This is a genomic window from Pseudomonadota bacterium (assembly GCA_039033415.1).
In the GTDB taxonomy this organism is placed as follows: Bacteria; Pseudomonadota; Gammaproteobacteria; order Xanthomonadales; family SZUA-38; genus JANQOZ01.
The window spans coordinates 1-13354 of record JBCCCR010000021.1; the positions used below are offsets into that span (position 1 = coordinate 1).

Consider the following 13354-nt stretch of genomic DNA (forward strand, 5'->3'; position numbering starts at 1 on the left):
ATCACGTTGCCAACGTGCGAGGAGATCCGCCTGCCGATGCAAAACGCAGGGGAGTCCCGTTTTGTTGTTCAGACGCAGGCTCTCGCCGACGTGACCGGCCTGTATGACGTGGCGGTTATCGCCCGGGATGACGAGGGTCTAACTTCCCTGCCCGTGGTCACTCGCATCGAGCAGCTAGCCGGCGGGCTGCTGTTCTCGGATGGGTTCGAGGGAGAGTGAGTCCTACAATGCATCCGTCGCCACGCAGGACAGCCACGCGAGGTTGTGCTAGGTAGTTGTCTACTGCTCAGATACACACCGAGCCCTAGGCAATCGACGTGGAAATGCAGAGGATTGGCAGTCCGACCTGACACTTGGTCCTGGCCCCTGGCTTTATGGTGTTGGGCTGCTATACCACGAGAAATCTCCGTCCCAACAAATGATGAAACTGTTCGTACGTGCCGCTGGAGAACATTGAAAAGGGCAATGTGGATCGCAGCTGTGATCGTTCCTGCAACCAGCCCATAGGGTATGAATAACGACGTCCAAAATAGACCGTGAAGACTATAGGGCAAGAGCAAGTAGATGCCGAAGCCAGAAACAACCAGCTGCGTCAAAATGGCGCTTGCCGTTGCCAAGGTTTGCCATCCTGCCAGAGGCGGCTCTCGCTTTTTTCGGCTCAGAAAATGGGCACTCGTCAAAATAATGCAGCTGACGGGCGCCGACCATATCAGCACTGCCAACCCCAGGCAAAGCCAGCGGCCGACTTTTAGGCAATGGCCAGCAAGAGCAGCCGAGACTAAAAATCCAGCTAGCATAACGATGAGTGTTGTCAGCACTCCCGCAACGGCGAAGCGACAGCCGAACCGCTTGGTGTTTCTCGGCTGCATCATTGCTGTGGATCATCGACGGCTGGCTGGGCCAATCTCCCAGCCTTCCGAAACCGGCCACAGGAATCCGTCATTTGGCGCTGCTTGCTGCGCCCGAAACCGTTGTGTCCCGAGCATTTCTGGTCATTAAGCCAATCAAAGGCGCGCTCGCTCTAGCTGTTGCGGGACGTGCAATGTTCCGTTCGATTCAGCCCGAGACATTGGTGTAAACCCCAGTCGACCATTTTCAAACATGATGGCTAACTGTGCCCAGACGACAGCCGCGATATCGGGATTTGAGTAAGCATCTTCGGTGTAAGGCCCTCTAGCAATTCACCTTTCGATGAGGTCCCACTTAAGACTCCAAAGACCCCAGCTGTGCTTTAGAGAACGGCCATCGCTGCCGAACAGCGCGGTGTCTTTGTTGTAGGCAATAACGATGATGTCGCCGTCCTCCATCTCCCAGGATCCGGGAAGCGTTCCTATGTTGTTCAATGACGTGAGAGGCAGCCCGATGGTATATCCCGGTGCGCCCGTTCTCCCGGCGATCACCGCCTGCTCGCTGATGTCGTAGACGAAGTAGTCGACAGTGCAGGAGATATTTCGGGGGTTCACGTTGACGGGTTCGAGGTGAAGATTCTCCAGCACTAGCTGGGTCTGTTGGTTCAATCCGTTGTTGGCAAAGGTAAAGCCGTTGGGAACGAACTCATAGTGCGTATTGCCTGGAAGGTTTTCGTCGGGTTGGTAGGTGCCGTCGGTATCGATCACAAGCACCAGAGCTTCCCCGGGTTGGCTTACGCGATCAGTACGGTTGATGCTATCGCCGCTGTCGGTTTGAACGGCTGAACTATCCACGCCAAAGCCAAGCTTGAGTCCTGAAAAATCCGCATGTCGATCAATCCGAATTCCATCATCGCCGCTCAGCCTTGACTCAACGTAAGTCTCGAAGCTGCCGTTTTCCAAGGCGGCCAGCGCCGCGTCTGAATCCCAATCTGCCACTCCGGAGAGGCGAAACCCAAAGGTGTCGCCTTCCAAACCACCCGTGAAAGTGGTCTGACTGGCAGGCACACGCGGGTTGGTATCTGCTTCGACCAACCTTGGACGATCACCGTACATCTGAACCTGCGTTTCGTGCCAAGCGTAAAGAAAGTCCAGATGTTCATAGGTTCGAATTGAATCTGAGCGCATGGTTATGGAGCCCGAATCAACACCCGGGTCGTCTGCCTCAAATCCGCTAAGGAACACCTCATCAGCAATTCCCAGAGGGGTAATGTCACTGGCTCCCATCAATGCGGCGACGGCAAAAAAAAGTGACCTCATCGCCCTACTCAAATCCACTTCTGAAGATTCGTTCTCGTTGTGGCCCACCGCCATCGAGCTGCAGTAGAAATGCCACCAAGGCGGTCGCATCCGCAGTGCTCAGATTGTAACGGCCGACCAGGTCATGCACCTGGTTGACCTCGCCGCCCCGTCCTGAGGACGACGACGGATCGAATAAGGCTTCCAGCGTTTCCGCTCTGCCGTCGTGAAGATACGGGGCCGACGCGTGGACGCCCAAGAGAGTTGGCGTATCTATGCCCGAAAGGTTCTGGCCTAAACGATTGCCAGAGGAACTCTTCAACGTTCCAACGTCGTGCAACACTCCGGTCGCGCTATCGGTGAAGGCAGTGGCGGGGTTGTGACAACTGCCGCAGTCAAGGGCATCGAAAACCATCTCGCCGGTGCGACCCTCGTCCGTCAGGGAGCCGTCCAGACTCTTGAACGGACTCACCTCTAAGCTGCTGGCACCCAGGGAAGTGACGTAGGCCGCCAACGCGTCCAGGTCGCTGTTGCGGCCGGCGTTCGGACCTGCCAGAGAGCTTTCGACCTGCAGCGCATTGCCGTTGCCGTCCTTGATGAACCCAGTCCCGCCGAAGAAACGACGTATATCGATTTCAAAATCCTGGATCTCATCAAAGTTGGCACTCCAATGAACCCGCCCGTGGGCCATGCCAGATCGGCCTCGGAGATTGGTTGTGTTGCGCAACCCCTCTCCTCGATCGGTAAAGTCCCACGTTCGGCCGTCGTGGCCACCGTCTTGATGGCAGAGCGCGCAGCTTATGTAACTGCTTTGGCTCATTCGAGGGTCGGCGGCGTTATAAAATACCTGCTTCCCGCGAAGCACGTTGTTTCCAGGGCTTGTTGAAAGGCGTTCATTTGCCACCGTTGAAACGGTAGTAACAATAGGTTCGTTGCCAAAGCCCAAGCGTAGGCTTGATTCCAGATCAAAAATGGTCAGTGTTCGGCTGTTGAGGTTCTTGACGAACAGCCGTTGTGTCTCGGCGTCGAAGGCGAGTGCCTGCGGCGCAAGATCTGTTGACAACACCGTGCTCAGCGAGCCGGAAAACATATCGAAAACCCGGATCTCGTTTGAACCCTGCAAGGCGACAAACAGGTAGTCGCCCAGCGGGGAGAATTGGAGCGCTGAGGGCTGTGAGGCATTGTCGATATCCAGACGGTCGGCAAATACCTCTTGCCGGGTAGTTAGATCGATTTTCGAGACGATGGAACGAGATGTTGTCTCAAAGGTCAGGTCATTTCCGTTTCTAAAGTCGCCCCGGTCGATGTTGTCCTTCTTCGATGCAACGTAGGCAAACCTGTTGTCGGGGCTGATGGCTATGCCCGCAAGGTAGTTGGGCAGGCCCCGGCCCTCGTTGCCGGAATCCTCTGACGTTGTGTCTTTTTGTAAGGTCGCGGTGCTGTGAATAAGCGCTCCGTTTGTCTCGAATACGCTTACCTCACCGTGGCTGTCGGGCGAGACAAATCGGGTTACCCATAGCTCATCAACATCAGAAGGCGCCGCCATGGCTCGTGGCGTTTTCCCGACATCAATCAATTCCGCGGCTGCGGACGACATCGATATGCGTGCGATCTGACCGCTGCCCTGCAGGCTGACCCATGCGTCTTTTCCCTCGTTGTCGAAAACAACGCCATAAGGTCGGGAACCTGGAGGTAGGGCAATCTCATCCAGAAAACGCCCGCTTGTGGCATCCAATCGTTGCACCAAGTCGGAGTCGATGCAGGTCACCCAAAGTCGTCCCGTGGCGTCCAGAGCGACGCTTCGAGGGTCAATACAGACCGGGTACTCGCCAATCTTGCCCAGCGTTTCGCTATGAACCGCCGTCACCGTATTGTTGTCAGGATTGACCGCCCAGACCGTTCTATTTGAGGTGTCGACCGCGAGCTGGCTGCTGTTTGTCGGAGGCTTCGTCGCGATATCGTTGACATCAGTTGCGGTGATCACGATGGATGAGGTCTTGGCGAATCGGCCCGACTCATCCCGGACCTGGACCTTAACCGTGTAGTGTCCTTCCGAGGCGTACTCGTGCGTCGTGTTGGGGTTAGAGCTCCAATCGGTTCGCGTCGATTCATCACCAAAATCCCAGCGATATTCGAGCGCTCCCAAGCCACCTGTGGCGGCCGTCGAGAAATTGACCGCCGCTCCGATTGGGGCAGGGTAGTCCGATGCGTTCATATTCACGATTTCGACCGGGGGCGGGTCGCCAGGCCCGGAGGTGGAAAACTCGAACTGGTATGGATGCATCACGTTGCCAGACACATCCGCGATGCCGTCCAAAAGCACGGTATAGGTGGTCTCCGGCAACAGCTCCTCGTCAGGGGTGAAGTTAAGAATGTCTTTGTCGTGGACGTTTAAGGTGCCTGGTACGTCCGCGCCGATCGGCGCGTTGCTTGGAAAAACGCGGAACGTTGAGGTATTGACGGTTCCAAGATCGAGGGTCTCATGGATGATGACGCCGATTCGGCTTCTTACGTGCTGGAATCGGGCATTGGCTGCCGGGCTGTGATAGTAAACGCGCGGCGGGGTTCGGTCGGCCTCTGATTGGTGCGCGTACATTCGGAAACCGTAGGGCCGACCCTGCTCGGTGTTCTCGGCGGACGCAATCAAGTTACCCAGCGGCAGCATGTACTCGTGACCTTGCTCCGAAAAGACCGCGACCATCTCAGGGTCATTGCCGCTGTCGAGCGGCGTCATGAGATATTTCCCGTGGCCAAGGAACATGTAGTCATCCTGGAACTGCGCGTATCGCGTAGCGCCGGGCAGATCCCGGATGAACGATACTCGTTTGAGAAACGTTGGGTCCTCGAAGCTGATAAAACCGGCGTCTCTAACCCTTAGGGCGTTCGGCAGCACCATAAAGTGCTTCCAGACTGCATACTCATAGCCGGGATTACCATCGTTTTCCCATGGACGCGGAGCCATGACGTCGAGCAACGCTGGATTCGACGGGTCGCTGATGTCGTAGATCGCCGCTCCGCGGGCCTGCCCGCGCAGACCGGAAACCAGCAGCAGGTTTCCAAGCGGGGTTGGAGTCGCCACAAAACCGTGCTCGCTTAGGGTCGCAATAGTCCTCCCCGTGCGAGCGTCGCTGATTCGAATGGAGGACCCGCCGGAGTATTCATAGGGGAGCACGCTAAGCCCGCGCGCGCCGGCTCGCCCGGTGTCGTATCCCGGCGGTTTTGAACCGAAAGGAGCGAGCGGGTCTCGAACGTTCAAGAACGAGTTGTTGTTGTAGTAGTACACCGACCCGGTCGGGTCACCCGATGGGACGAACGTCACGGCGGTATGCATTTTGCCGCCGATATTGGTGCTCGCTACGCGAAGCGGATTGAATTCGTCAGAGACGTCCCACACTGAAAACTCGCCGGCAGCGTCTCCCCGAGTGGTCATGTGCAGGAAGCCGTTGATGAAGCCCATGTCGACCGTCCGCGCCTTCATGTCGCTGGGGTCAACGAACACGTTGCTGTAATAGACAGCTTCGACGTCTGAGGATGGCCGATCAATATTGCGAAAACCAGGGCCGGGCGGCACCTCGGGAATCTCGGGTCGGATGCCAGTCCACTTTTCGGTCAGGTCCTGCTGAAGGACAAATAAATCAGCCGCGGACAGCGGCTCATCAAACAGCATGACCTCACCAATCATTCCACGAAAGTGGTTGTCGGAGTTGCCGGTATGTCTGGCTTCGCCCAGGCGGTAGTTGCGGCCTTCTTGAAAGTCGATGTTGGATCCAACAGTGCCGGTCCTGGTACTTTGGTTTTTGGAATCCCACAACGTATAGGCGCCGCTAGCCGCGTCGTAGCTGATGCTGACGACAGCGGTGTCACCGGGTTGAACCTCATAGCTGCCCGCCGTGATGACCGGATTGGTGAGGCGGATACCGATGAGGTTGTCCGCACGAATTTTCAGGTGGAACCCAAGATGCGTCGTTCCCAATACAAACTGATCCCTGCCAATGAGCTCATCTACCGTGAAAGACACGATAATGGTGAATCCCTGGTTGCCCGCAGCGCTGCCCTGGAAGTTCAGGAAGTTGTCGGTTTGCTCCTGACTTAAAGCGATCAGATCGTTGCGATCGGAACCCATATGCAAGCCCGGCAACCCGCTCTCTGAGAGGATTGTGCTTGGATAGATCACGGCTCCACGCCCAGGCAGTGCGTCTAACGCGTTGTCCGAGAGGTCAATCAGACGGCTGACGGTCGAGTTGTCATCAGCTAGGACCACAGTGGCTTCGTTTGCTGCGTCAAAGTGCTGCACGGGCGCTGTTTGTGCGGTTGAAACCGACGAGGCGAACAACGATGCCGCGAAGAGCCCGGCCCAAGCTGTGTGGTTCATAAAGGGAAGATCTCAAGAGGCAGCATATCGAAGACTAGCAATTTCGTCGCAGGTCGTTTGGTGGCGTACGTCACACTGAGCACTTCCTCGCACTCCGTCACGTTTCTTCACAATTCCTCTCCGCCGGTAGGCGTTCCTTTTCGCGGGCTGAGACAAGCTATAGATCGTCAAAGCAGCGGTCAGGCAAGGAGAGAACGATGGACGGAATCGGCGCGAATCATATGCAGACCAGGCGCCGCTGGATACTGTGGGCGCTAGGCTGGCTCGCTATACCGTTGGCAGCTTCAGGCGACGTTGTCCGGTCCGCCGGTTGGCATCCCAGCTACGGCTCACCCCAATCGGCTCGTTGTGCTACGGAAACGGATGAACGCGGGATTTGCGCGGCCGGCAGCGCCTCTGGCAACAGCAACGCGGCAATCAAGGCAAGCGTGATTCAGCCCGGGGACCCTCTCAACATTTCGGGCATATGGTTCGATCCCAACGCACCGGGAGACGGTTTCACCGTGACTCAAGGTAACGCCGGAATTGTCATTTATTTCTTCGGCTACGACGCACGAGGCGAGCGTCTATGGCTGGTTAGCGACGTCATTCAAAGCGGGGTCTATGCCGCTGAACCGGTCGTTGTTGAGGTGGTTGAGGGAGACAGCGGGACGTTTGCGGTGCCGGACTCGCCCGTCAACTCCTGGGGCATGCTGACGGTCACGGCCGAAGACTGCGAACGCGCCGAATTTGAGCTGGACGGTGTAGACGGCCGGAAAGTACTAAGCGCCGTGCGTCTGGCTGATGGCGGCTCGCCCTGTGAACAAGTGCCTCCGACAACGTCAGCGCTCCCGTTTCAGGAGCTATATGATCAGGGAGTTGACCGTTACTTGGGGGTTTTTACACCCAATACGGTTCAACGCCTGGATACTGGCGTGACGGTCCACGAGTTTGATCAGGAAAGCGGCCCGCTGTGCTTTACCGGTAACCCCTATTCTGTTAGCACCCGACCGGGCGCTGGAGGCGCTCTGATGATTTTCCTTCAGGGCGGTGGCGCATGCGGGCCGGGCTCGTGCGGCGCTACCGAATCCACAGGCCCGGCCTTGCCAGCCATTGGTATCCTGGACTCGGCCGATGGCGTAAACCCCACCGCAGCTTACGATGTTGGTTATGTGCCGTACTGCGACGGGACACTGTTCAGCGGTGACAACGACGTGGACAGCGATGGCGATGGCGAGGCGGATCGTTTCTTTCGGGGGGTGCAAAACCTGTCAGCTGCGCTGGACGTCATTGCTAGAACTTTCCCCTCGCCAGGTAAAATCCTGCTGGCCGGCAACAGCGCAGGCGGATCGGGTGTGCATAACGCGTTGCCCCTAGTAAGGAAGCTTTACCCGGGAGTTGCAATCGAAGTCCTCAATGATTCTGGCGTGGGGGTTCTAGCGCCAGGTGTTATCGAAGAGCTGCTTGACTACTGGAACGCGTTTTCGTCTATTCCGTCCAGCTGCAGCGGGTGTATCGGGGAAGATGGGCACCTGACAGGCTACCATCGGTACCAGCTTGCCGAGGACAGGAACGTTCGAATGGGCTTTATCAGCTCCAAACAAGACGAGGTTGTGGCAGTAGACAGCCTGATGATCAGCGGAGCTGCCTTTGAAGCAGAGCTATTGGAGGCGATGGCCGAATTGAGAGCGGCTTTTCCCGATCGATTTCGAAGTTTGATCGCCGACGGCAACGAACATACGTTTATCCTCAGACAGTTCGATTATGCCATCGGGGGCACGACGGTTCGCCAGTGGGTGACGGATATGCTGGACGGCAATGCCGCATGGGTATCGATAAGCGACTGAGTATTTCGAGACGCCAGGATTCTCCTCATTAATCGGCTGGACTCAGAGGCGAATACTATCGGATACGGTGTGTGTCGCGGGTTGTGTCGGTGTACGATTCGATGCAGGAGAACGCTACCTAAGAGCAGGAGCTTAGGCTTGAAACGGCCTGATTCAACTTCAGCGTGAACGGTCACATACATGTACTGATGATTGACGATGATGTCAGCCTGACATCGTTGTTCAGCGAGTTTCTTGCCGCTGAGGGTGGATTTACCTTTACCGCCCGTCATGACGGGAAATCGGGTGTCGAGACTGCGATTGGCCGGTCGTTCGACGTGATCATTCTCGACGTCATGATTCCGAAGATGAATGGCTTCAATGTGCTAAAGGCGATTCGAGAAGTCTCAGATACGCCAATCATCATGTTGACGGCTCGAGGTGACGACCTGGATCGCATTCTGGGGCTGGAGATCGGTGCCGACGATTATGTGCCGAAGCCTTGTAACCTGCGTGAGCTCGTGGCTCGAATAAGGGCGATCTTGAGGCGGGTTTCGGCAGAACCTCCTTCGAATGGCAACGCATCCAGGCTGGCCGTTGGAGACCTGGTGATGGAAACGGGCTCCCAGTCCGTTTTCGTCGGCAAAGAGCTCATCAATCTCACCGGCGCGGAGTTTCGGGTGTTGTGGGCGCTAGCCGAGGCGGCCGGTGAGGTGACCTCTAAAGATGTCATCGCGCGAAACGCGCTGGGCCGACGGATTATGGCCTACGACCGAAGTGTCGATGCCCACATCGCACGCCTACGAAAAAAGCTTGGGCCCCTTCCCAACGGGTTGCAGCGAATCAAGACGCTGCGCGGTCTGGGGTACCTGTACGTCACTGCTTCATGAATCACTATTTTCGCCGAATCATGTTTTCAGTTTGGTTGATTCTGCTGCTGGCCGCATTGGCGACGGTCGTCGGTGGCCGCTTCTTAAATTCCGCCAATGAGGGCTCCTCGCGGTACCACGCCGAAACGCTCGCGGTCATAACGAGAGACCTCCAAAAAACGCTCGACTCGGGTGAGCCCGCCGAGTCGCTGGCTGATCGTTTTTCCCTTGGATTCGAAAATTTCCTGGATATCTACATCATCGATAGCAATAGTCGAGATCTCATCGGACGTGAGTTGCCAGCTCCGGTAGTCGAGGTCCTAGACGATCCGGAACCATCGGGAGATGGACGAGTTCTTGTACATCCCGAAAGCGTAGACGGATACCGCGTGGTCGGCCTACTCGCGAGCCACCCCAGCCTGATACTGAAATCCCGCGATAGACCCCTGCTGTTTGTCTTGTTGTTCTTGGTCAGCGCCGTTGTTTCCTACGGATTGGCTCGGTTCGTTGTGCTTCCGATTCGCCACCTTCGGCAGGCTGGGAATCGAGTAGCCGCCGGTGATTTAAGCGTTCGAGTAAGCCATACCGTTCGAGGACGAAAGGACGACATCGCCTTGCTTGCACGTGACTTCGACGCCATGACAGAGCGCATTGACCATCTGTTGAAATCTCAGCAACGCCTCATGCGTGATGTTTCCCACGAGCTGCGCTCGCCGCTGGCCCGGCTCCAGGCTCTCCAGTCTCTGGCTCGCCAGCGATTTTCCGGTGAGGACGACACGCACATTCTCGACCGGATGGACTACGAGTCTGAGCGGCTGAACGAGCTTATTGAACAGATTCTTTCGTTTGCCAGGCTCAACGCCAGTCAAGAAATTACAAGACAAACGACGGACATCTCCGATCTGCTCAAAACGATTATCGACGATGCGCTGGTAGAGATCGGGGACAACGATGTCGGCGTGGAGTTTCAGGGGCCGGAGCGTTTGACGCTACGGGTCAATGCGGGGCTGATACACAGCGCCCTGGAAAACGTTTTGCGTAACGCCGTTCGTTATACGCCGCAGGGAAAGTCGGCGCTGGTAACGTTAACTCAGTCGAACGAGTACGCCACCGTTGACGTTGAGGACCAGGGCCCCGGGGTCCCGGATGATGCGTTGGAAAAGTTATTCGATCCATTTTTCCAGGTTGATGAAAGCCGTTCGCCGCAGAACGGCGGCAGTGGCGTTGGCTTGGCGATAGCTCGTCGCGCCATAGAGCTTCATGATGGAAAGATCAGCGCGCTCAACCGCAGCGACGGCGGGCTTCTCGTTTCCATGAGGCTACCGGTGCAACCCGATTTTGTCGGAGCGTCTTAGTCCTCAGTCCATTCGCCGACACTGGTACCGCGTCGGACAGGATGGGAGAGCGGACGTTGAGGCACAAGCTGACGGCGAAGAAATCGGCCGATGGTCAATCGGAATCGGTTGGTGAACCGGCGCCCCGTTACCAACGCGGGGGCGAAGTAGAACCGATCACATTCGAAGCACGCCTTTACCTGGTCAAAAATCCCAGAATAGGGTGTGCCAATTTTGTGTCAAACAGGCTGTTTTTCTGTGTCGTTTGGCGTCGTGTTTCAGTGAGCGGCCGCCGCTAAACGGTTGGTTTTAAATTATTTATCTGACGGAAATCCGGGTTAGAGACGAGTCGCCGAGGTTAGCGAATGCTCTCTTCAGACAGTAACAGGCCCGAATTCCACAAACTCCCCCTGCAAGTATTAGTGGATTCACACCCGAAACTCCCCACAGTCCCTCACCAAGTGTCTTTGCGATATGGTCGCCCGTCGTCAACCAAATGAGAATTACGAGACTAAGGCTTGCAGCCGAGATTGCTGTGCATTGCTCGAACCAAGCTCGTCCACTGCTACAAAGACTCATTGGAGGTCAAACAGTCAGCAGACGGTCCAGTGACCCGCAACAATTGGGTTTCCAGGAAATCTGAGTTGCTAAAATGCTGGTGGCGAGCAAGCCCGAAGAAGCGTTCGCGTCCCTTGCCAAGGCCTCGGGGCTTTGTTGTCAGTTCCGTTTTGTGTGCGGTCGCACAGCGAGGTTTGTTAGAGTGTCGACGGCGGAAAAGTGCGCCTTAGTTCTTACGCCATTGCGGTCAAATAGCTAATCTCAATCGGAACACGACCCTCTATGCCCGACCGAAACGAACTGCGCAAAGCCGGCCTGAAGGTCACTCTGCCACGAATTAAGATTCTCGAGATACTGGCTTCGAGTGAAACCCACCATCTCAGTGCCGAGGATGTTTACCGCCGGTTGTTGGAGGTGGGAGAGGAAATTGGGCTGGCAACCGTCTACCGAGTGCTCAACCAATTTGAGGCGGCGGGTTTGGTGGTCAAACACGATTTTGAAGGCGACAAGTCCGTCTTTGAACTCGACACCGGTGCTCACCATGATCATATGGTTGATATCGACTCAGGCGAAGTGACGGAATTTTACTCTGAGGCCTTGGAGCGATTGCAGCGCGAGCTGTGCGAAGAGCGCGGCTATGAGCTGGCTGACCACACTATGGTGCTCTACGTCCGTAAGAAATCCTGAGATCGACCTCGGCACTAAAACGCCAACGGCCGGATAGGGCACACACGGTTGTAGTCCGGATGTCGTGCCTTGCTTACCTTCCATGCCGGTGGCCGCGGTGGGTTTATCAGTTCGCTAGGATCCCGCAACGCTGTCAGCGTTGATCTCGATAGCGGCGTCGTCAGCAAAGTTCGAACGAACAGACCTTGGGGTGTCGGCTTTCCAATAAAATCCTTCGAGGGCCGTGAGCGCCTTGCTTCGCGCTGTTATAGCGAGCTCTCGGGCTTTGGCCTCGCCGTAGATTTTGACGGAGTAGGTTGCCCGACCATACTTACCGGGAACGGTGGGCCAGTTGGCTTCCCAGTAACTGTTCTCTCCATATGAGCCGTCGGCGCGACGATGGCGCTTGGTATAGCGACAAACCCCGGTAATGCCCGATTGATTGTTGGCCCGGACAATCTGCGCAAGTTTGTAGCGCGACATCGGTGCAACGGTCTCTACCAGATGGTCACGCCACTTTCTTGCCAGCTCAAGCGCCGTTTCCCGGCCCTCACACTTCTTGTCGTGGAAAGTCTTGACGTATTGTGTTCCGTCTCGTCTGAGGCTGACTCGCCAGCCGTAGCAGCGGCTTTTCTGATCATCAATCCGGCTTAAGCCGTACCAGCCATATTTGCCGAGTTCTGCGTTCGCGTCCTGTGACATTCATTTGCTCCGGCATTGAGATTGTGAATAGGTGCACTCGATTATACGCAAATAAGAATCATTAGCGTTAGTGTTTGCGAAGCCTTTTTCGGCCGGAGATCCTAACTAGCCCGAAACAGGTGGCACCAGCTATGTCTGCAGCCTCGAATCGCCGGATAGCAGCCTCCGACTATTCGCAAATGCCGACGCACCTTGACGCAAAAAAACCGGCGCGGAAGGGGAATTCGGCGCCGGCTAAGGTTGGCTGGCGGTCGCGATGGCAGTCCATGATCCACCATCGCTGATCCAACCTTGTCTTACATCTTGACGGGTTGCCACCGCCTCGATATGCAAATGATAATCATTGGAATTACGGTTTGCAATAAGGCATTGCGATACCAGCGGTCTTGGGGGCCAACCTTCACCTTGCCAACTCATAATCGAGTACCGCTTTCTATCCAATTGGGTGGCGATAGCATTATCTGACAATGTGTTTGCTCACGGTTTTTCTTGCTGATCCCCAAATGTCTGTTTTGAGGGGAAAGCCAGTTGAACCATGGCCGTGTGATGCGGCAGGGCAGAGGCAGGTTGAGCAGTCGAAGAAGCCCGATACCGCTGCGCTTTCAACCCAACCCTATTGGAGCGTTATGGGCATGGAGACAACCAATGCTATAGTAAATGCGAATGAGAACTAATATGGTTTATTAGATTTGTTGTGCGAAGAGAACTGGGTGGACGACCCTATCGATGACTACCTTCAGCTGATATCCGATACATCAATCCCCAGCTATTTGCGGAAGCTCGTCAGATTCATTGATCGCGCCAATGACGTGCTGCAGGCTATGGCCGAGAAGCTGCTCACTCGCGGCGGCGGCGTGGGTGATCCGCTCCGTTTTCTTGAAGGCTTTTTACGATACGGTTG

General features: G+C 56.0%; 8 protein-coding genes. 5 read left to right on the forward strand and 3 right to left on the reverse strand.

The genetic code is table 11. The annotated features are described in order from the left end of the window. Positions 1 to 219, forward strand: a 219-nt coding sequence (locus AAF358_17025) for a hypothetical protein (protein MEM7707263.1), incomplete at its 5' end; no start/stop codon positions are given. A 962-nt stretch (positions 220 to 1181) separates the two neighbouring features. Here AAF358_17025 and AAF358_17030 read toward each other — a convergent pair. Beyond that, entirely contained in the window at positions 1182 to 2168 is a 987-nt protein-coding gene (locus AAF358_17030) for a hypothetical protein (protein MEM7707264.1), read from the reverse strand. Between the two features lie 4 nt (positions 2169 to 2172). Beyond that, entirely contained in the window at positions 2173 to 6519 is a 4347-nt protein-coding gene (locus tag AAF358_17035; GenBank protein ID MEM7707265.1) for an Ig-like domain-containing protein, read from the reverse strand. Positions 6520 to 6716: 197 nt separating this feature from the next. Here AAF358_17035 and AAF358_17040 point away from each other — a divergent pair, with 197 nt between their 5' ends. From AAF358_17040 to fur, 4 genes are all read left to right on the forward strand, one after another. Continuing rightward, positions 6717 to 8345 (forward strand): pectin acetylesterase-family hydrolase, encoded by a 1629-nt coding sequence (locus AAF358_17040; GenBank protein ID MEM7707266.1) that lies wholly within the window; start codon positions 6717 to 6719, stop codon positions 8343 to 8345. 188 nt (positions 8346 to 8533) lie between these two features. After that, on the forward strand, positions 8534 to 9214 hold the full coding sequence (locus tag AAF358_17045; protein ID MEM7707267.1) for a response regulator: 681 nt from the start codon (positions 8534 to 8536) through the stop codon (positions 9212 to 9214). Next, on the forward strand, positions 9211 to 10548 hold the full coding sequence (locus AAF358_17050) for an ATP-binding protein (GenBank protein ID MEM7707268.1): 1338 nt from the start codon (positions 9211 to 9213) through the stop codon (positions 10546 to 10548). Before AAF358_17045 ends, AAF358_17050 begins: the two co-directional genes overlap by 4 nt. A gap of 819 nt (positions 10549 to 11367) precedes the next feature. Then, positions 11368 to 11772 (forward strand): ferric iron uptake transcriptional regulator, encoded by a 405-nt coding sequence (gene fur, locus AAF358_17055; GenBank protein ID MEM7707269.1) that lies wholly within the window; start codon positions 11368 to 11370, stop codon positions 11770 to 11772. 114 nt (positions 11773 to 11886) lie between these two features. Here fur and AAF358_17060 read toward each other — a convergent pair whose 3' ends face one another. Continuing rightward, a complete protein-coding gene (locus AAF358_17060) occupies positions 11887 to 12453 on the reverse strand; it encodes an AP2 domain-containing protein (GenBank protein ID MEM7707270.1) in 567 nt (188 codons plus the stop codon). Between the last annotated feature and the right edge of the window lie 901 nt (positions 12454 to 13354).